Source organism: Sphaerisporangium corydalis, from assembly GCF_025506355.1.
Lineage (GTDB): Bacteria > Actinomycetota > Actinomycetes > Streptosporangiales > Streptosporangiaceae > Sphaerisporangium > Sphaerisporangium corydalis.
Genome location: NZ_JANZYP010000038.1, coordinates 1 through 21,583 on the forward strand (window position 1 = coordinate 1; position 21,583 = coordinate 21,583).

Below are 21,583 nucleotides of genomic sequence, written 5' to 3' on the forward strand. Positions count from 1 at the left end.
GTGTACTGGCTGTCGGTGATCCCGATCACGAACTCCCAGTGACCCTGGGCGTTGGTGCGCAACCAGAACCCGCTGGACCTGGAGGCGTCCTGACTGAACACCGCCCGGTAGGTGAGGTTCGCCACCGCGTCCAGCTTCGCCCACGCGCACACCGTGTACCCACCCGCGACATTCACCACGTTCCCCGTACTCGCGTACCCGGTGGTCCCGTTCAACACCAGCCCCTGGACCGGCCGGCCGTCGGAGCCGACGGTGGCCGCCCCGTTGAGCGTGAGCGTCCGGTTGTTGCCCGAGCCGTCGGTGAGGATGCCGGTGCCGGTGTCGAACCTCCAGTGACCGGCACGGGCGTGGTCGGTCTCCTCGGCGCCGACCCGGCCATCCATGATCGTCCTGATCTGGTCGGCGTCGCTGATGCCGCCCACGTACGTGCGGACGTCGTCGATGACGCCGGCGAAGGCGCCGGCGTAGCCGTCCAGGTACTTGTAGCGGCCGATGGTGAACGCTCCCGGAGCACTGATCCCGGTGGCGGTCTTGGCACCGGCCAGGGCGCCGTCGACGAACAGCATCATCTGCGACGTGGCCGCGTCCCACGCGCCGCACAGGTGTGTCCAGGTCCCGGCGGTGGCGAGGGCGGGGGCAGCGACGGTGGTGTACTGGCTGTCGGTGATCCCGATCACGAACTCCCAGTGACCCTGGGCGTTGGTGCGCAACCAGAACCCGCTGGACCTGGAGGCGTCCTGACTGAACACCGCCCGGTAGGTGAGGTTCGCCACCGCGTCCAGCTTCGCCCACGCGCACACCGTGTACCCACCCGCGACATTCACCACGTTCCCCGTACTCGCGTACCCCGTGGTGCCGTTCAACACCAGCCCCTGACCGAGCTTCCCGGTGCCCGTCGTGGCCGCCCCGTTGAACGTGAGCGGCCGGCCGTTGCCCGAACCGTCGGACGTGGCGCCCGTGGCGGTGTCGAACTTCCAGTGGCCCGATCTGGCGTGCGTGGTGTTGGCGGCGCCGACCTGGGTGGCGGTCAGCGCGGTGCCCCAGGTCCGCACGTTGCCGACCTGGCCGGAGTAGTAGGCGGTGGGGGCGCCGTTGTTCAGGTACCGTCCGATGACGAAGTCGCCCGTCGCCGGCCAGGTGACGGCGCGGTCATGGCGGGCGGTCCCGGTGAGCAGGCCGTTGACGTACAACGCCATGGTGCTGACGTCGGCGTCGTAGGTGGCGACCAGATGGGTCCACACGCCGAGCCGCGCGCCGGCGGGTGAGATGACCTGGTCGTAGGACCAGCCGGTGATGTCCCCGCCCGCCATGCCGAACCGCCAGGTGTCATCGCTTTCCTCGTGCCACATGATGAACCGGGAGGAGTGGGCGCCGTCCTCGGAGACGATGACGCCTCCGGCCCGGGTGGGCTTCACCCACACCGAGACGCTGAAGGACCTGGTGGTGTCGACCAGCGGGCCGTTGCCCGCCAAGTGGCCGGTCCCTGTGGGGTCCACGGCGGTGCCGGCGGCGTCGGTGTTGAGCAGCAGGCTCGGGCTGAACAGGTCGCCGTCGTGCCATACCGCGTTGCCAGATGCCCGCAGGGTGGCGGTGCCGGTGGTGTCGGCCGCGTTCGTGGCCCTGGCGCCGCCCGTCCCGTCGTTGAGCGGCCAGGTGTGGGCGGAGGTGACCAGGGAACGCGGCGGCCGGGCGGTGACGGTGCCGGTGCCACCGGTCAGGCCCGTGACGAGCCAGGCGGTCGCCGTCCCGCCCGCACCGACGGCCCACAGGTCGGCGGTGCCGTCGGCGTCGATGTCGGCGGCGCGCAGGCTCACCGGGGTGCCGGCGTTCCAGTCGCCGGAGAGCGTCCTGCCGGTGTGGCTCAGGGTGCCGTCCATGTCGTAGCGCAGGTCGGTCCACAGGTGCAGGGCGCCGGTGCCGCGGTTCCACAGGAACATGGCGGTGGCCCCCGCGACCTGGGCGGTGGCGATGGTCCACTGGTTCCAGGCCATGTCGCCCGCTGGGGTGGGCGTGCTCAGCCGGTCGGCGGCGGAGTAGCCGCCCACCAGGTCCAGGTTCGGGTAGTAGGTCAGGTAGTAGCCGTCGTCCGCGTCGCCGGCGACGCCCATCAGGTCGGGGTAGAGCAGGCCTCGGCCGGTGGTGTTCCCCGCGTTCGCGACCTGTGATGGCCTGTTCCCGAGATCGTCCACCAGCAGGTCGGAGCCGAGGGTGTACTGGTTCTCGGTGAGCTGCGCCTGGATGACCGAGCCGTCGCCGTTGGCGTGCAGGATCGAGCCGCCGCCGGCGTTGGAGCCCGACGGGTAGTAGACCAGCACGTCCTGCAGGCCGTTGCCGGTGAACCGCCCGCTGACCACCTGGCCGCCGTCGAAGTCGGCCGGGGAACCGGCGCCGATCCCGTTGCCGTTCGCCCCGATGTCGGTCGCGTTGGTGTTGACGTCGGCGAAGGCCCTGCCCGCGCTGAGCCACAACCCCGAGGGGAGGCCGTTGGCGCCCCCGGCGGCGAGCAGGTCGGCGACGCCGTCACCGGTGAGGTCCGCGTCCGCGGCGGCCGCGGCCGGATCGGAGTTGAACACCACCCTGGCGGTGTCGCCGAAGTTCCCGCCCGCGGACAGGCTGGTCACCGTGAGCGTGTTGGTGTAGCGCGTCGGCGCGACGGTGATCTGTGCTCCGCCGGCGGAGGCGTTCACGGTGGCGGGCGCCGCGCCGTTGAGCTGGTAGTTGTAGGCGACCGGTGTCGGCCCGCCGACGGGCGCGGCGATCGTGAAGGCCGCCGCCCGGCCGATGACGGTCTGTTCGGCCGGCGGGGTCACACCGGGCGCGCCGGGATAGGCGGGGTCGTAGTCGAACCGGCACGTCGCCGACCAGTCACCGCTCATGTTGAAGTCGGTGACCTGCACCTTCCACGAGAATCCCGTCAGCGTGCCGCCGGCGGCCCCCGTGAGGACGGCGGCGGGCACGACCAGGACGGCGGTGGTGCCGGAACGGTAGGTCAGCAGGTTGGGGTCGGAGGAGGCGACGGCGGTCTGCGTGGCGTCGCCGGTCTTCCACAGCTTGAACGACACGCCGAGGTTCCCGCCGTCGCGGTCCGACACCGGCGCGTACAGCGACACCGTCCCGGCGCCGAGCGTGGTCGGCGTGGCCGCCGCGCACGAGGTGGCGGGGGAGGTCGTCATGCCGTCGGGGGTGTTCGGCCTGTGGTTGTAGGTGATGGTCAGCCTGGGGCTGGTCTGCAGGAACTCCTTCCAGCTGTTGGTGTCGCCCCCCTCGTTCTGCCCGGTGAGGACGAACGTCTGGGTCTTCTTGCCCGCGCCGACGTCGGCCCTGACCTCGTCCAGCACGTTGAAGGCGACGCCGTGGGCGGGGCAGGAGGAGTTGTAGCCGTACGCCACGTTCTTGTAGTCGGCCACGCCGCCGAGGTTGACCCCTTCCCAGGCGTTCCAGGTGGCGTTGGAGGAGGTCAGCGTGGTGGCGGGAGCGTAGAGGTTCACCCTGCTCGGGGTGCAGGAGTAGGACCAGGTCTCGGTGATGTCGATGGTGGCGGAGTTGATGGCGGCACCGGCCAGGGTGGCCGTGTCGATCGGGAAGTTGATGAGCGTGTGCGACCACATGCTGCCCGAGTTGCCGACCTGCATGCGGCCGTCCGGGTCGGGGGTGTTCTTCCAGTAGTTGGTGGACTGGAAGTGCTGGGAGATGCTGGCCCAGCCGTTGTTCCCCGTGCCGAGCGATGACCACGTGAAGGTGGGGTCGATGTACACGGGGTAGACGGTGTCCGCGCCGGTCAGCAGGTCCGCGCCCGGCGCGAGCTCTATCCCGCCCGGCGTGACGGCGACGCCGATCGGCGCCGTCTTCGCGGCCTCGCCGGGCCCCCGCACCGTCGAGGTGCCGTGCCCGGGCGAGGCGGCCCGCGCCTCGGCTCCGAGACCCCTGGCCGAGTCCCAGGCCATGGGCGCCGGCGCCGTGAGGACGACCTCGCCGGCGCGGTCCCTGCCGGTGATGTTGCCGTGGCCGTCGGCGGTCAGGGCCACTCCGTCGGCCTTGGTGGCGAGGGTGAGCCTCCTCAGCGCGGGGTTGGCCGCGGCGGCGGCGTCACGCACCACCAGCACGTGCGAGAAGCCGCCCTGGAGACCGGCGACCACCTTCAGGTCAACGCCGGGAAGCACTCCGGCGTAGGTGGCGGTGTCCCCCGACACCGTGGGGGCCGGCAGCGCGAACGGCAGGGAGAACGCCACCGACCTGCCCGCGCCGCTCATGGTCGCGAGCGGCCCGCTGCCACCGCCCGACAGCGTCAGCCCGCCCGTCGTGGCGGTGGTCGACAGCGTTCCGTCCCCGTTGCGGCGCAACGAGGCGTCCAGGCCGACCCACGCGCCGCCGACCAGTTTGCGCGTCGGCACGACCGTACGGCTCAGGGTGAGCGTGCCGTCCGGATTGGCGGTGACCGTGTCGGTGGGCGTCGCGGCACCGCCGACCTCCACGGCCGTGCCGGACCGCCGGGCCGTGGCGAGCGACTGCTCCACCGATGGCGCCTTGGACGGGGACACCGGGGCCGGGGGCTTGGCCGCGGCCTCTATCGGCGAGGCGGGGACGATACCGGCGCAGGAGGCGAGCAGGGCCGCGGCCACGGCCGTGCGGCCGAGACGTCCGCGGCGTGACCACCGTGGGCGATGGGTGATTCGAGGCATCCAGGACCACTTTCTCGGAGAGCGCGGCGCCGCCGGCAAGCCATCGGACGGCACCGGCCGCGCGTGACATGCGAAGTCTCGGCCGGTGGCCCCCGAGTGTCGACGTCTTTCGGCCACCGCTGAAATGCCCTGCACAGGACGCCCGCCGGAGTGCGGCGATGCCTGCCGGGCAGGGAAGGTGATCTTCTGGAGGACGCCTCCCGGCCTCGTCCCGTACCCGCTGAGCAGGGTGTTTCAGTGCTCCCCGAAAGATCTCGACGCTCGGAGACGGCCGGCGGAGACTTCCATCCGACGGCGGGGGCCGCCGATGAGCCGGCGCCCATCGTCACCTGGACGCGCCGAACCGGAAGCGCGGGTCCTCGCGCCGTCGGCGGCTGTGTTCCGTTCACGTTTGGGGTGGATGCCATGATTCTTCGGCGGAGGCAAGGCGGGCGTCGCACCGGACGGGCGACCATCGCCACGGTCTGGGTCGCGCTGGCGTCGCTCCTGACGCCGCTCGCCGTCCCGGACCCGGCCGGCGCCGGCTCGGGCACGACCGCGCCCGCCGCCCCGCGGCCCTCGCCGGGACCTTCGGTCACGGGCGTGAAACCGGTCCCGCCCCGGTTCGTCACCCCTCGCGACCAGGCACGGGCGACGTACGTGCCGGGCAGGACGCGGTGGCCGGCGGCGGCGACCGGGGCGATCTCCGTAAGCCCCGCGGCCTCGGGCGCCGAGCAGGGGCCCAGATCACGCGCGGACGGCACCCCGGTCTGGGCCCAGGCCGTCGGGGACGACGTGACGGCACCGAAGCCGGCCCGCCTGGACGTGCGGGTCCTGGACGCCGCCGCCGCTCAGGCGGCCCGCGTCGACGGCGTGCTGTTCTCGATCACCCCCCGGGCGGGCGCCGAGGGGAAGGCCAAGGTCCGGGTGGGCATCGACTACGGTGGGTTCGCCGAGGCGTATGGCGGGAACTACGGGTCGCGGCTGCGGCTCGCGCGGCTGCCGGCCTGCGTGCTCACCACGCCGGAGGACCCGCGGTGCCAGGAGGCCACGCCACTGGACTCGGCCAACGACGGTGCCGCCCAGAGCGTCTCGGCGCCGGTGGGCATCGACGCGGCGGGCGATGCGGGCGGCGTCATGGTACTGGCCGCGTTGGCCGGCACGGGCGAGGAGGGCGGCAGGGGCGGCACGTACGCGGCCACCGACCTCAAGCCGTCGGGTTCGTGGTCCGGCGGCGGCAGCACGGGGTCGTTCACCTACTCCTACCCGATCGCGGCGCCCCCGGCGGCCTCGTCCCTGGTCCCGCAGGTCGCGCTGACCTACGACTCGGGCAGCGTGGACGGGCAGACCGCGTCCACCCAGGCGCAGGCGTCGTGGGTGGGCGACGGCTGGTCCACGCCGCGCTCGTTCATCGAGCAGACCTTCGAGTCGTGCTCCGACAGCCCGGAGGGCAAGGCGTCACCGGTGTCGACGCCGGACCGGTGCTACGCCGGGCCGATCCTGACCATGGCGCTGAACGGCTCGTCCACGTCCCTGGTCTGGGACGAGGGCAAGAAGACGTGGAGGGGGCAGAACGACAACGGCTCCGTCGTCAAGCACGTCACCGGGTCCGGCAACGGCACCGGCACCTACAACACCGACTACTGGCGTGTCACCACGCGCGACGGCACGGTCTACGAGTTCGGCCGCAACCGGCCGCCCGGGTGGTCCGCCGGCAAGACGCCGACGAACTCGGTGGACCACACGCCCGTCTACTCGGCGCACCCCGGCGACCCCTGCTACGACTCCTCGGGCTTCTCCGCGTCGGTGTGCACGATGGCCTACCGGTGGAACCTCGACTACGTCACCGACGTCCACGGCAACGCGATGACCTACTACTACACGCAGGACGTCAACCACTACGGCCGGAACAAGGGCGCCACCGACGTCGCCTACATCCGCGACAGCCACCTCGACCACGTCGACTACGGCTTCACCGACGGCGACGCCTACGGGACGCCGCCCGACCGGCTGGTGTTCACCACCGGCGACCGCTGCCTGTCGGGCACCTGCCAGCCGCTCAACGCCACCACGAAGGCCAACTGGCCGGACGTGCCCTACGACCTGATCTGCGCCAAGGGCACCGACTGCAAGGAGTGGAGCCCCTCGTTCTTCTCGACCGTCCGGCTCACCTCGATCACCGCCCAGCAGTACTCCACCGCGACGTCGAAATACGAACCGGTGGACTCCTACGCGCTGGGCCACGCGATCCCCGCGACCGGTGACGGCAACTCCCCGACGCTGTGGCTGGCCTCGATCACCCGTACCGGGCAGGACACCGGCGCGGGCGGGTCCACCACGCCGATCACCCTGCCCTCGGTGTCCTTCACCTCCGTCAAGCTGCAGAACCGGGTCGACTCGGTCTCCGACGGGCTCAACGCCTTCTACCGGCACCGTATCGAGAGCATCACCAGCGAGGCCGGTGCGGTGACCACCGTCGGCTACGAGCGGCCGGTGCCGTGCACGGCCCCGGTGACGCTGAACCCCGCGACCAACACCTCGTCGTGCTACCCGGTGTTCTGGACGCCGGACGGCTACACCGCCCCGTTCCGTGACTGGTTCAACAAGTACGCCGTCACGCGTGTCACCACCACCGACCCGACCGGCGGCGCGCCCGCCACCTCGACGAATTACCGGTACCTGGGCGGCGCGGCGTGGCACTACGACGACAGCGAGGTGGGCAAGGCCAAGTACCGCGGCTACGGGCAGTTCCGCGGCTACGGCAGGGTCCAGACGCTGACCGGCGACGGGGTCAACGACCGGCGGACGCTGTCGGAGACCACCTACCACCGGGGCATGTCCAAGAACAACGACACGAAGGTGGTCAACGTCACCGACTCCGCCGGCGGCGTCCACGAGGACGTCGACCAGCTTGCGGGCAACGAACTGGAGAGCACGGCGTACCTGGGCGAGGGCGGGCCGGTCGACCACTCGACCATCACCTCGTACTGGGTGTCGGCGCCCAGCGCCACGCGCGACCGCACGGGCATGCCCGATCTGACGGCCAACTGGATCGCGCCGGTGAAGACCTACTCCCGGCAGGCGGTCACCACCGGCGGCACCGCCAAATGGCGGTACACCGGGACGGACAGCTCGTACGACGCGGACACCGGCAGCGCGACGTTCGGCGAGCTGAAGCACACCTACACCCACACGGTCCCGGCCGATCCGGACTACGACACCTGCACCAGCTACACCTACGCGCCGGTCAACGTCGGCGGCAACCTGGCCGGCCTGGTGAGCCAGGAGGAAGCCGTCTCGGTGGCCTGCGGCGGGTTCACCGAGGGCTCCCCGCCATCGGTCCCGGGTGGTGTCAACACCCTCACCGCCCCCGCGAACGTCGACCGCCCGGCGCAGGTCGTGTCCAGCGAGCGCACCTACTATGACGACCCGAGCTTCTCGGACACCTTTCCCCAGGCCACCGCGCCGAGCAAGGGCGACGGCACCATGACCCGGGTGGCGACCGGCTGGGCGTCCGGCGCCTACACCTACAAGACCTCCGAACGGACGGTCTACGACTCCTACGGCCGCACCATCGAGGAGTACGACGCCAACGGCAACAAGACCGCCACCGGCTACACGATGAGCGGCGGGCTGGTCACCGGGACGACCGTGACCGACCCGCTCGGCCACACGTCCACGACCACGATGGGGACACGGCGCGGCCTGGCACGGACGGCCAAGGATCCGAACGACGTCGTCACGACCGTCCAGTACGACGCGCTGGGCCGTACCACCTCGGTCTGGCTGAACTCCCGCCCCACCACCTCGCCCGCGAACCAGAAGTACGCCTACACGGTGGCGAAGACCGGGATCAGCGCGACCACCTCCCAGCGGCTCGGCGAATCCCTGAGCTACCAGACCTCGACCGTGATCCACGACGCCCAGCTGCGCCGGCGGCAGACGCAGGGAATGACCCCGCAGGGCGGCCGGATGGTGACCGACACCTTCTACGACAGCCGAGGCTGGGTCCGCGCCACGTACAACGGCTGGTGGGATCCGGCCACCACGCCCGGCACCGCGCTGGTGTCGGCGACAGGTCTGCAGGCGGCGGTGCCCAACCAGAGCCTCTTCACCTACGACGGGCTCGGGCGGACCGTCGTCGACGCCGCCGCCAAGAACGGCCAGGTCGTCTCCAGCACCACCACGGTGTACAACGGCGACCGCACGACCGTCATCCCTCCGGCCGGCGGGGTCACCAAGACGACCGTGGTGGACCCGGTCGGCCGCACCAGCCGGCTGGAGGAGTACACCTCCCCGCCGACGCTCCACACCCCGGCGGACACGTTCACGGGCGCCTTCCACCTGGAAGGCGGCACCGCGACCGCCGGCGAGTACGGCTACGACCGGCACGGCAACCAGGCCACGCTCACCGACGCCGCCTCGAACACCTGGACCTCGGTCTACGACGTGCTGGGCCAGGTGATCAGCAAGAAGGACCCGGACGCCGGCACGAGCACCATGAAGTACGACGGCAACGGCAACCTCACCGAGACCACCGACGCCCGAGGCAAGACGGTGTCCTACACCTACGACAAGCTCGACCGCAAGACCGGCGAGTACGCCGCCCCGGCCGCGTCGCAGTCCCCGTCCAACCGGCTGGCCGCGTGGGTGTACGACAACTCCGACAACGCCGTACCCGGCATGACGTACCCGATCGGGGAGCTCACCTCGTCCACCTCCTACTCCGGCGACTCCGCGTACACCAGGCAGGTGAAGGGTTACACCGTCTTCGGCACCTCGCTCGGCGAGACCCTCACGATCCCCCAGGAGGAGGGCGCGCTCGGCGGCTCCTACGACTTCACCCACTCCTACACCCCGAACACCGGCCTGCTCTCCACCGACACCTACCCCTCCCGGGGAGGCCTGCCGGCCGAGACGATCACGCACGGCTACGGCGGCGTGCTGGACCTGCCCAAGACCCTCGGCGGCACGCTGGCCGGCTACACGCAGAACGTGGGGTACGACGCCTACGGGCGGGTCAACTCCGCGACCATCGGCGGCACGGCCGGGCGGGCGAACCTGACCAGCGCCTACGACGACCACACCGGCCGGCTGACGGAACGGCTCCTCAGCCGCCAGACGGGCACGACCACCGAGACCGTGGACAGGCAGGCCTACGACTACGACCTCGCCGGCAACGTCACCAAGCAGGTCAGCACGCGCATGGGCGCGGCCACCCCGTCCGAGACGCAGTGCTACGCCTACGACCGCCTCCAGCGGCTGACCGAGGCCTGGACGGCGGACGACTGCTCGAAGGCGCCCACGGCGTCCGACCATGGAATGGTGGCGAACGACCTGGGCTCCGCCTACTGGACCGGCTGGGACATCGACGTCCTGGGCAACCGCACCAAGCAGACCGAGCACGGCCTCACCGGCGCCGCCGACGTCACCACCACCTACACCTACGACGGCGACGGCCACGACCAGCCGCACACGCTGACCGCCACCGGCGGCGGCGCCGGCGGGCCGGCGTCCTACGCCTACGACGCGACCGGCAACATGACCCGCCGGGACGCAGGGCACGGCGCGCAGACCCTCACCTGGGACGACGACGGCCAGCTCGCGTCGGTCACGGGCGGCGGCGCCGGCGACGCGTCGTTCGTCTACGACGCCAACGGCGACCTGCTCATGGAGAAGGGCTCGAGCACCACCACGCTGTACCTGCCGGGCCAGCAGCACACCCTGAACAAGGCGACGCACGTCGTGACCGGGGTCCGCTACTACTCCCTGCCCGGCGGCGGCACCTGCGTCCGCACCGGCGGCGGCTCCGCCTACGCCTTCTCCATCGCCGACCAGCACGACACGCCGGTCCTCTACCTCGACAGCACCGCGCAGATCCCCACGTGGCGCCAGTACACGCCGTACGGCGCACCACGCGGGGCGGCGGGCGCCTACCCCGACAACCGCGGGTTCCTGAACAAGCCGATGGAGGCCGAGACCGGGCTCACCCGGCTCGGCGCGCGCGACTACGACCCGTCGACCGGCCGGTTCATCTCGCTCGACCCGGTGCAGGACACCGCCCAGCCGCAGCAGTGGAACGGCTACGCCTACGCCGGCAACTCGCCGGTCACCCTCAGCGACCCGACCGGCATGATCCCGGCCGACTGCCGCGAGTTCGACTGCTACGGCTACAGCGTCAGCAGCGGGTGCCCGCACGGCTGCGGCTCCACCGAGAACGTCTCCTGGGGCAAGAAGAACCACAAGAGCAGCACCAAGGGCAAGAACGGCAAGTACCGCCCGCAACCGAAGCCGCCCAAGAAACCCAAGAGCAAGTGCGGCTCCCTGTCGTTCGTCTGCCATGCCGCGTCAGGCGTGAAGAACTGGGCATTGGACCATCCGGAGATCGTCGGCGCGATCGTCGGCGCGGTCGTCGGTCTCGGATGTACGGCCCTTACCGGAGGCGCTGGCGCTTTGGTCTGCGGAGCCCTTGCCGGAGCGGTCACGAATCTGGTCAGCGGCGGCCTGCAGTGTTCCCAGGCGGCTGCAGGTTGCAGCATGGGTGCGTTGGCTGTCGGCGCCCTGGAGGGTGCGGTGCTAGGCGCCGTGGGTGGTGTCGCGGGAGCCTGGGCCGGCGGCTTCTCCAAGGGCGGAATGGCCGCCGGGAAGCTGGCGGTGAAACAGATCAAGCCCATCGGAGCACTGCGCAGCCTCTCACCCAGGACGGCCGCGCGGTTCATCAAGAACTCGGCATACAACATCAAGTACCCGGGACTTTACTCGGCGCCGAATCCGCCCTCGCTGACCAGGCTGATAGGCCGCGCTGCCGTGTCACCGGAAGGCATAGGCGCAGGCATTGTTGCTGGCCTCGTTCCAGGTAGTCGGCAAGAAATCGTCAAGTACAACCCCTTGAAACCGCAGAACATGGTCAATTCCGTCGGGGGTATGTTAGGAGAGATTCTGGGGTGAGCCGCCGCATTCCCGGACGCCGCAGGAGTAAGGCAACAGGTCCTACTCACGATATGGATTAAAAGGTTGCGTGCAAACGCATCACCGCGCCAGGGCGGATGTGGGGTTGAGTCTGAGGAGTTCGGTGCCGAGGGGGGTGAGGGTGTGGATCATCTCGTTGGCCTGGCGGGTGGAGGTGATCAGGCCGGCCTCGCGCAGGGTGGTGGCGTGCTGGCTGGCGCTGGAGGCGGTGGCGCCGACGCGCCGGGCCATCTCCCCTGTCGTGCAGCCGCTCTCGATCACCTTCAGGCAGGCCGCCCGGGTCCGGCCGAGGAGGTTCGCCAAGATCTCGGACCCGTGACCGCCCGGACCGGCCCACCATTCCAGGTTCCGGCTGACCGGGTAGACGAGCACCGGCGGAAGCGAGGGGTCGACGAGGGTGACGGGGACGCGCCAGCAGAACGCCGAGGGCAGCAACAGCAGGCCGCGCCCGTTCAGCCGGATCTCATGACGGACCGGGTAGTCGACCTCCAGCACCGGCGGCTTCCACCGCATGGTGGGCCCGAGCCGGTCGAGGAGCCCCTCACCACTGTGATCGAGCACCGAACGGGCGCACACGGCCCGCTCGGCGTCGACCAGGGCCTGCATCTGACTCGCGTACGGGGCGATGACCGTCTCGTGGTAGGCGCTGAGCGCGTCACCGAGCAGGACGAGCGCTTCGTCGTCCCCGGCGGCGAGCGGGGACGCCCATGACGACGCCCCCGGCAGGGGGGCGAGCTCCCGGCGCAGGCGGCTTCGCGGGGTGCTCAGCACCACGTCCATACCGGCCTCGACGCCCTGGGACGCCTCTGCCGGGGTGAGGAAGTCGGGGAAATCCCCCACAGGAGGCACCAGTTGCCGCAGCAGGCGCAGCTGGGGCCGGGGCAGCCCGCGCAGCGCCTCTCGCGCCTGCGCGCGCCAGGGTCCAAGGACCGCCCGGGCGTCGGACGAGCCCAGCAACGTGAGGCTGAGCACCGTCTCCCACAACGGGTCCGGCTGTCTCGCGACACGAACACGGAACACGTCATCCTTCGTGAAGACAAGGCGCAGCACAGCGAACAACCCCCCGATGCGTCGACCATCCCTGGCCGGCTCCTGCGGCCGGTTCGTCCCCCAGACGAACACCGTTAAGGCGCTAGGCAATTGTCCCGAAAGGTGGGTTTGTTGTTCTTGTCAATCCGCGCCACCCCCTTGTCGTTTCGCGCCAGCGCACGCCGTCGCGCGGAAACCGTCGTCCTGTCCCTCCACATTGACGGCTTGACTTTGGCGCGCGCCCGGTTCGCTGTGCCCGTGAAGCTCACGGCGTGCGTTCGCGTGGTGACCGTCGATGATTCCGCCGGGTTCGATCGACGGCCCCGGTGGCGTCGCGAGCACGGCGGCCGGTCGGAGGGCGTTGGCGCCGGGGCGCGGGGAGGCTAGAGTCTGGGCCGGGATCATCAGGGTGCCGCGGCGGAGGAGGGGCGATTGTCCATCACTCCGCTGTCCCTGCCGCGGCCGCCTCAGAGGGCACCGGAGTTCGGGCGAGACGCCCTGATCGTCTGCGAGAACCTCGTGCGGATCTACCAGACCGGGTCGATCGAGGTGCAGGCGCTGCAGGGGCTGGACCTGGCCGTGGAGAGTGGCGAGATGGTCGCCGTCGTCGGGGCGTCCGGGTCGGGCAAGTCGACGTTGCTGTCCATCCTCGCCGGGATCGACGCCCCCACCGCCGGGCGGGCGCGCGTCGACCGGTGGAACCTGCTGGCGATGTCCCGTGCCGACCGCGTGCGCTACCGGCGGCATACCGTCGGGTTCGTCCGGCAGCAGACGGCCGCCAACCTCGTGCCCTACCTGACCGCGCGGGAGATGGTCGATCTTCCGATGACGGCGGCCCGTACGCCGGCCCGCACCCGCCGCGCCCGTACGGCCGAACTGCTGGACACTCTCGGCGTCGCCGGCTGCGCCGACCGGCGTCCCGCGCAGCTGTCCGGCGGGGAGCAGATGCGCGTCGCCATCGCGGTGGGCCTCGCCAACGAGCCCCACGTCCTGCTCGCCGACGAGCCGACCGGCGAGCTGGACACCGCCACCTCCGCGCAGGTCTTCGGCGCGTTACGGGACGTCAACCGGCGGCTCGGCGTCACCGTCGTCATCGTGACGCACGACCCTGAGGTCAGCGGGCAGGTCGAGCGAACCGTGGCTATCCGCGACGGGCGCACCAGCAGCGAGGTGCTGCGCCGCACCGCCACCGGCGCCGACGGCGACACGCACGTGATCGCCGAGGAGTACGCCGTGATGGACCGCGCCGGGCGCGTCCAGGTACCCCGCGACTACCGCGAGGCACTGGACCTGACCAGGAGGGTCCGCCTGGCCCTGGAGCCCGACCACATCACCATCCACTCCGACCTCGGCGGGGACACGTGAGTACGGGCGCGATCCTCAATGCCGTCCGCCTCGATGATGGCGGGGGCGCATGAGCACGGGCGCGATCCTCAATGCCGTCCGCCTCGATGGTGGCGGGGGCGCATGAGGCGCGGGTGCGATCCTCGATGCGGTCCGTCCCGATGGTGGCGGGGACGCATGAGCGCCGGTGCGATCTTTGATGCCGTCCGTCCCGATGGTGGTGGGGGCGGGTGAGCGCCGGTGCGGACGTGAGCCCGCTGCTCACCGTGCGGGGTGTCCATCGGCGCTTCGGTACCGGGCCGGCCGCCGTCCATGCCTTGCAGGACGTGTCGTTCGACGTCGCCGCCGGCACCATGGTCGCCCTGGTCGGCCGGTCAGGATCCGGCAAGACCACCCTGCTCAACGTCATCGGCGGCCTCGACCGCCCGGACTCCGGGACCGTCCTCGTCGACGGCACCGACGTCACCACCCTCGACGAGGACGGCCTGTCCCGGCTGCGGCGCGAGAAGGTCGCCTACGTGTTCCAGACGTTCGGCCTGATCCCCGTGCTGTCGGCCGCCGAGAACGTCGGCGCCCCGTTACGGCTGGCGCGCGTCCCGGCGAAGGAACGCGAGCGCCGTGTCGGGCTGTTGCTGGAGCTGGTGGGCCTGGCCGACCACGTCGAGCAGCGTCCGAGCGAGCTTTCCGGCGGGCAGCAGCAGCGGGTGGCCATCGCCCGGGCCCTGGCCGCCTCACCCCGGCTGCTGATCGCCGACGAGCCGACCGGGCAACTGGACGCCGAGACGGGCCTTTCGGTGATGGCGCTGCTGCGCGGAGTGGTGGAGTCCGAGGGCGTCACGGTGCTGGTCTCCACGCACGACCCGGTGATGGTGGCACTGGCGGACCGGGTGATCCGCATCACTGACGGCCAGGTCGGCGCGGAGGCCAATGGCGAGGGCGACAGGCTCATCGGCAGCTTGCGCGACGAACGCCTCGACAGGCGCGACGGCAGCTTGGACGACCAGCACCTCGACAGGCACGGCGGCAACTTGGGCAACGAGCACCTCGACGGGCACGGCGGCGGCTTGGACGACAAGCGCCTTGACGGGCACGGCGGCGGCTTGGGCGATGAACAAATCGACAGGCACGACGGCGGCTTAGGCGACCAGCACCTTGACGGGCGCGGTGGCGGCCGGTTCGACCGGCGGGGTAGCGATCCTGGCGAGGGGCGGCCCGGCGGGCGGGGAGCCTTGTGATCGTTCGGAGGGGCTCGTGCTGAGGCTGCTCGCTCGCCGTGCCCGGGTGCAGTGGCCGCTGCTGGCAGCCCTCCTGGCGGTGGCCATGGTCGGTCCCGCCCTGCTGGGCACCTGCGCCCTCCTTGTCACCCGCACCGCCGAGCAGGCGCTGGAGGCCGCCGTGTCCCGCGCCGCCCCCAAGGACGTCGACGTCACCGCCTACACCGTCACCGTCCGCGGTCCGGACGCGCGATCCGTCGCCGAGGACACCCGCGGCGTGCTGGTCTCGGCGCTCGCCCCGTTCGCCGCGACGACGGCCACGCGCGCTTCGTCCGCGTTCCGGTCGCTGCCGGCGGCGCTTGCCGGGACGGACGGTGTCCAGGCCGAGACCTACCTGTCGGGAGTGGAGAACCTACCGGCCCGCACCCAATTGACCACCGGACACTGGCCCCGGCCCGCGCCCGGCGACACGCGACCCGCAGCGGAACCCATCGAGCGACCTGCGAAACGATCCGCCACGGAACCCGCCGCGCGAGCGGCCGCGTCGCTGGAGGCGGTGGTGTTCGAGTCGACTGCGCGGGTGCTCGGGCTCGCCGTCGGTAGTCGTGTACGCATTGGCCCGGAGTTGTCCAGTCAGGGTGCCCCGGCGGTCGACGTGACCGTTGTCGGGGTCGTGCGGCCGCTGCCGAGTTCCGGTTGGGACCGTGACCCCCTCGCCGCCGCAGGGTACGACCTCTCCTACCAGGACGGCCGTTCCACCGGGCCGGTCCACGCGTACGGGCCGTTCGTCGTCGATCTCGCCGATCTGCTCGCCGGCGGCTCCACCATCGATCGGATGGAGATCACCGCCCATCCTGACCTGTCGGCCCCCGACCTCCGGGATCTCGACACCGCCGCCGGGGCGGTGCTCGGGGCGGACCACCGGCTGGCGCGCGTCCTCGGCGACCGGGTAAAAATCGAACGCGTCGCCTCAGGGCTGCCGCAGACCCTCCTGTCCGGTCACGACCAGCAGGAGGTCACCGCCGCCACCGTGCTCGCCGTCGCCGTCCTCGGCAGCGTGCTGACCGCGACCGCCCTCGCCCTCGCCGGTCGGCTCACCGCCGGCGTGCGCGCCGACGAGACGGCCTTACTCACCGCCCTGGGCTTCAGCCGAGGCCGGCTCGCCGCCGCCTCGGCCGCCGAGGCCGGTACGCTCGCCGTTCTGGCCGCCGCACTCGCGATCCCCGCCTCGTCCGCCTTGCACGCCGGCCTGACCCACCTGCCGCCGATGGCGCGCGCCGGGCTCGCCGCCGATCCGAGCGTGACCGGCGTCCAGGTGCTCACCGTCGCCGGCGGCGCGCTGGCGCTCGCGGCGCTGCTCGTCGTCCTCGCGGTGCGGCCCGCCCCCGAGGCCGGCGAGCGCCGCCACCGGCGCGAACTGCTGGCCCGCTCCGGTGCCGACCTGCTGCTCGTGGCGTTCGCCGCCGCCGGGTGGTGGCAGTTGCACGCTCAGCCCACCGGCTCCGGCTCCCGCGCCGATGTCGTCCGCGTGCTCGCGCCCACGCTGCTGCTCACGGCGGGCGCCGCGCTGGCGCTGCGCATCGTCCTGCCCGCGCTGCGTGGCGCCGACCGGCTGGCGCGCCGTGCCCGCGGGCTGGTGCTCCCGCTGGCCGCGTTCGAAGCCGCCCGCCGGCCGCAGGCGGTCGCCGCGGGCCTGCTGATCGGCCTGGCATGCGCGGCCGGCACGTTCGGGATCGCCTTCGACGCCACCTGGCAGCGCTCGCAGCACGACCAGGCCGACCTGTCCGTCGGCACGGACCTCGCCCTCACCCTCACCATCCCGCCGGTCGCCGGGCAGGGCGCGATCGTCAGCGCGGCCACCGGAGGAGTGGTGAGCCCGGCGATCGACCGTGGTGTCGCGGTCGGGCAGTGGCTCGGCATCGGAGGCGACGCGCCGCGGCTGGTCGCCGTCGACACCACCCACGCCGACGCCCTGCTGCGCGGGCGGCTCCCCGCCGGCCGCGATTGGACGAAGGTCGGCGCCGCGCTGGCACCACCGACCCGCGCCACCGGAGTCGCCGTCCCGGCCGGCGCCGCGCTCACCCTGACCGGGACGGCATCCGGTGCGACACCGCTCACCGTGACCCCCCGGCTGCTGCTGCAGGACGACACGGGCCTGCGGACGCCCTGCATCGGCGCGCCCGTCCTGCTCGACGGCAAGGCGCATCCACTACCGGCCTGTGCGACGGCGGACGGACTGCGGCTGGTCGCCGTGTCCCTTCCGATCGCGGGCCACACGACCGCACCGGAGAGCCGCGGCATCGGCGATCCCTACATCGCCGACGAGCCCCTGCCCACAGGCGACAGCCACATCGCCGTCACCCTCACGGTGCCGACAACTCCCCCATCGTCGTCCAGACCAGAAGCCCCCGCATCCGCCTCGGCCGGCACGGTGCCCGGGTCGTCCTGGACCGCGACCTCCGCCGCGCCTGCCCCGGGGCAGCTCGCCGATCCGGCCGTGGCCCTCACCCGTACCCCCACGGGCACCCGGCTGAGGATGACGACGACCGTCTCGTTCAAGGGCCCCCCGGACGCCGCCCGAAACCTCATCGCCACAGGGTTCCCCGTCCCCGGTCCGGTGCCCGTAGCCGTCTCCGCCCGCTTCGCCGATGAGGTCGGTGCCCGGCCCGGCCGGCAGCTCAGCCTCACCCTGGGGACCACGGCCGTCCCGATCACCGTCACCGAGGTGCTGCCCACCGTCCCGTCCGCCCCCGGCGCCGCCGCCATCCTGGCCGACCTGGACACCCTCTCCCGGGCCCTGGTGGTCAGCGGAAACCTGGATTTCCCCACGGACGCCTGGTGGGTCGGCCACCCCACCCAGAACCGGCCCAACCAGGGCGACCCCACCCGTGGCGACCGCACTCAGGGCGACCCCGCTCAGGGCGACCCCGCTCAGGGTGATGCCACTCAAGGTGATGCCACTCAAGGTGATGCCGCAGCGCGCGCCACCGCCCTGCATCTCGGCACCGTCACCACCCGCGCCGCCGAGACCGCCCGCCTCACCGACGGCCCTCTGCGCGCCGGGCTGCCGGCCGCGCTCCGGCTGCTGGTCCCCGCCTCGGTCCTGCTGCTGCTCGCCGGCGTAGTCCTGCATGTGACCTTCGACCTGCAGGTCCGCGCCCTGGAGGTGGCGCGCCTGCGGGGCCTCGGGATGCTCCGGCGCGAGATCCGTACCGTGCTGCTCGGCCAGCACATCGGCGTCCTGCTGCCCCTGCTCGCGGCGGGCGCGGCCGTCGGTGCGCTCGCGACCCGCGTCGTCGCGCCCCTGCTCGTCCGCTCCGACACCGGCGCCGTGCCGGTCCCGGCCGCCCTGCCGAGCTGGCCCTGGGCCACCGAGGCCGCCTTGCTCATCCTGCTGCCTGCCGGGTGCGCGCTCGCCGTGGCCGCCGTGGTCGCCGTCCAGGCCCGCCGCGCCGACGTCGCGCACCTGCGCGTGGCGTCATGAGCGTGCGCGCCGCGCTGCGGTCGCCAGGGCTCCGCCGGCCGCTCGCCCCGCACTGGCCCAGCGTCCGAGGCCGCGCTCTCACCGACGCCGGGCCCCTGCTGCTGGCCGCCGCCGTCGTCGCGGCCGTCACCCTGCTGGCCGGTGCCGTGCCGCCCCTGCTGCGCGCCACCGCCGACGAAGCCGTCCAGGACGCGGTCCGCCGCGCGGGCAGCGAAGTCGTCGTCCACGCCGGCTGGGAGCACGACGACGGGCCGGGCGGCGGACGTGTCCGGACTCCTAGCCTCGCCGAGGACATCGACGGCTTCCGCGACAAGGCCATCGACGCGCTCGGCCCCCGCCTGCTCGCCGTGCTGCGACCGCCCGTCGCCACGGTGACCAGCACCGTCCTGACGATCACCGACGGCAGCGTGCAGCGCACCTTTCAGCTCACTTACCTCGCGAAAGCCCCCAACGCGGGCGGCGGGCCACACGTGACCTGGATCGCGGGCGGCCCGCCCCGCGCCGGGGTGCCGGTTATCGAGGTCCCCTACGACGGGACGCCGTGGCCGGTGCAGGTCGGCCTGTCGGAAGCGGACGCCGGTGCTCTCGGCGTGCGTCCCGGCGATCGCATCCCGCTCAAGGACGATCAGAACAACGTCAAGGACGTCCAGGTCAGCGGCGTCTTCCGGGCCACGGACAGCGCCGATCCCGCCTGGCTGCTCGCCCCCTGGCTGCTGCGTCCGGTCTCCGGTGCGGACGGCGCCGGTAGCACCCGGCTCGCCGGTCTGCTGTCACCCGACTCGCTGCCCGACGCCCGCCTCGCCTTCGACGACGACCACCTGCAGCGCACCGTACGGTTCGCCCCTGACCCGGGTGCGCTGACCTCGGACTCCGCCGACGCGCTCGCCGCGACCGTGGTCGCGCTCAAGGCGGCCTCCGCCTCCTCCGGCGACCTGGGCAGCTCCCTGAAGTGGGAGACACGGTTCGACGCCGTGCTGCGCGACGTGCGAACGCAGGTCGGCGCCGCGTCCGCGCAGGCGTCCGTGCTGCTCATCGACGTCCTGGCCGTCGCGATCCTGGTCCTGCTGCTCGCCGCCGACCTGCTGGTCCGCCGCCGCGCCCCCGCGCTGGCCGCCGCCCGGCAACGGGGCGCGGGCCTGCCCGACCTCGGCGCCGAACTGGTGCTCGAATCCGCCGGAGTGGCAATCCTGGCCGCCGCCGCCGGGCTCGCGCTGGCCCGTACGGTCGCCCCGGACGCCTCCTGGGGGTGGGCGGTCCCCGTGGTCCTCGCCGCGGCCGCCGCCGGCCCGGCGTTCGGCACGCTGGCCGCCGCCCGCGCCACCCGCGACCGGCGGGTCCCCGCCAACCGGACCGCGCGCCGCTGGGCCCGCCGCACCCGCCAGCTGCGCCGCGCCACTCTTGAGGCCGCGGTAATGATCGCCGCGGTCGCCGCCTTCGTCGCGCTGGCCCAGCGCGGGATCCTCCCGGCCGACCCCGTCGGGACCGCCGGTCCGGAGTCCGGGCCGGACGGCGCGACGCTGCCCGCGAGCACGCCCGCCCTCGGCGCGCTCGCCGGCACGCTCGTCCTGCTGCGGCTGCTGCCCGCAGGGACGCGCCTGGTGTTGAAGCGGGCCCTGCGCTCGCGACGCCCGCTGGCGGTGTTCGGCAGCGCGCGTGCCGCCGCGACCTCCGCACGGGTGCTGCCGCTCCTGGTCCTGGTGACCTCCGCCGCACTGGCGTCGTTCGCGCTCACCCTCGACGCCACCGCGGGCCAGGGCCTGGCGGACGGCGCCTGGCGCACCGTCGGCGCCGACGCCCGCCTCGACCTCACCCCCGGACCCGCCGCCTCCACCCCCGGACCCGCCACATCGACCCCCGGAGCCACCGCCCCCACCCCTGGACCCTCCGCGTCCACCCCTGCCCCCACCCCTGGACCCGCCGCCGCCACGCCCGCACTCGCCCGGCGCATCGCCGCCGCGCCAGGAGTCAGGCAGGTCGTCACCGCGCAGGTGACGGACAGGGCGCGCGTGCGCGCCGACTCGCTCGCCGTCGCCCCGCGCCTGGTGATCGTGAACGCCGCCGAGTTCCAGCGGCTGCTGGCCGCCACCCCGCTGCCGGGCGCCCCGGCACTTTCCCGGCTCGTGACGGCCGGCCATGGGGACGTGCCCGCGCTGGTGCGCTCCAGCGACGGCGGCCTGCGGCCCGGCATGCGGCTGGAACTCGTCCGGGACGGAGCCCCGGCCATCCGGCTCGTCGCCGCCGGTACGGCACCCGCCATCGGCGACGCCGATGACGTCGTCCTCGTGGACGCCGCGGCCGTCGCCGCCGCGGGCATGCCCGCCGTCCCGAACACGGTGTGGGTGACCGGCCCCGGATCGGCGCGGGCGGTCGCCGCGAACGCCGGCGCCGGGCACGCCGTACTGCTCGCGGACGTGCTGCGCGAACGCCGCGCGGCGCCGCTGACCTCGGGGCTGTTGCGGCTGGCGTGGGCCTCGGCCGCGGCCCTGCTCGCCCTCGGACTGCTCGGGCTCGTCCTCGGCGCCGCCGCGAGCGCGCCGGACCGGTGGCAGACCCTGACCCGGCTGCGGACCCTCGGCCTGCGGCCACGGGACGCCCGCTGGGTCGCGGCGGGGGAACTGCTGCCGCCGGTGCTGGTCGCGGCCGTCGCCGGCCCCCTGCTCGGGGCGCTGCTCGCGCGCCTGACGCTCGGCCCCCTCGCGCTGCGGCTGCTCACCGGGCAGGCGGCCGACCCGGCCCTGGCCCTGTCGTGGTGGCGGCTCGGTCTGGTGGCCGTCGCCCTGCTGGTGACGGTCGTCGCGGTGGTCCCCATCGAGTCGAGGCTGCGGCGCCGGCGGCGGCTAAGCGAAGTACTCCGCGCGGGCGAGGGATAACGCCCCTGGTCGCCG

Annotated in this window: 7 protein-coding genes; 5 read left to right on the forward strand and 2 right to left on the reverse strand. The window is 72.8% G+C overall.

Annotation, left to right across the window (positions count from 1 at the left end; genetic code table 11):
- On the reverse strand, positions 1-4,514 hold a 4,514-nt coding region (locus NYZ98_RS24130; RefSeq protein WP_262845279.1), incomplete at its 3' end, for a LamG-like jellyroll fold domain-containing protein.
- A gap of 570 nt (positions 4,515-5,084) precedes the next feature.
- Here NYZ98_RS24130 and NYZ98_RS24135 point away from each other — a divergent pair.
- On the forward strand, positions 5,085-11,606 hold the full coding sequence (locus NYZ98_RS24135; RefSeq protein WP_262845281.1) for an RHS repeat-associated core domain-containing protein: 6,522 nt from the start codon (positions 5,085-5,087) through the stop codon (positions 11,604-11,606).
- Positions 11,607-11,687: 81 nt separating this feature from the next.
- Here the strand turns inward: NYZ98_RS24135 and NYZ98_RS24140 are convergent, their stop codons facing one another.
- On the reverse strand, positions 11,688-12,647 hold the full coding sequence (locus NYZ98_RS24140; protein ID WP_262845283.1) for an ArsR/SmtB family transcription factor: 960 nt from the start codon (positions 12,645-12,647) through the stop codon (positions 11,688-11,690).
- Positions 12,648-13,088: 441 nt separating this feature from the next.
- Between NYZ98_RS24140 and NYZ98_RS24145 the strand changes: the two genes are divergently transcribed.
- From NYZ98_RS24145 to NYZ98_RS24160, 4 genes are all read left to right on the forward strand, one after another.
- Positions 13,089-14,021 (forward strand): ABC transporter ATP-binding protein, encoded by a 933-nt coding sequence (locus NYZ98_RS24145; RefSeq protein WP_262845285.1) that lies wholly within the window; start codon positions 13,089-13,091, stop codon positions 14,019-14,021.
- A 209-nt stretch (positions 14,022-14,230) separates the two neighbouring features.
- Positions 14,231-15,235 carry an ABC transporter ATP-binding protein gene (locus NYZ98_RS24150; protein WP_262845286.1) on the forward strand — a complete coding sequence of 335 codons (1,005 nt, stop codon included), beginning with the start codon at positions 14,231-14,233 and terminating at the stop codon, positions 15,233-15,235.
- 16 nt (positions 15,236-15,251) lie between these two features.
- The gene (locus NYZ98_RS24155; RefSeq protein WP_262845288.1) at positions 15,252-18,698 is read left to right on the forward strand and encodes a permease; all 3,447 of its coding nucleotides are present in this window, start codon (positions 15,252-15,254) and stop codon (positions 18,696-18,698) included.
- Positions 18,695-21,568, forward strand: a complete 2,874-nt coding sequence (locus NYZ98_RS24160) for an FtsX-like permease family protein (protein ID WP_262845290.1) — start codon at positions 18,695-18,697, stop codon at positions 21,566-21,568. Before NYZ98_RS24155 ends, NYZ98_RS24160 begins: the two co-directional genes overlap by 4 nt.
- The last annotated feature ends 15 nt before the right edge of the window (positions 21,569-21,583 follow it).

Excerpts from the sequence above, each read along its gene's own strand:
- NYZ98_RS24135 (WP_262845281.1), top strand. The coding sequence starts at position 5,085 with ATGATTCTTCGGCGGAGGCAAGGCGGGCGTCGCACCGGACGGGCGACC.
- NYZ98_RS24160 (WP_262845290.1), top strand. The coding sequence starts at position 18,695 with ATGAGCGTGCGCGCCGCGCTGCGGTCGCCAGGGCTCCGCCGGCCGCTC.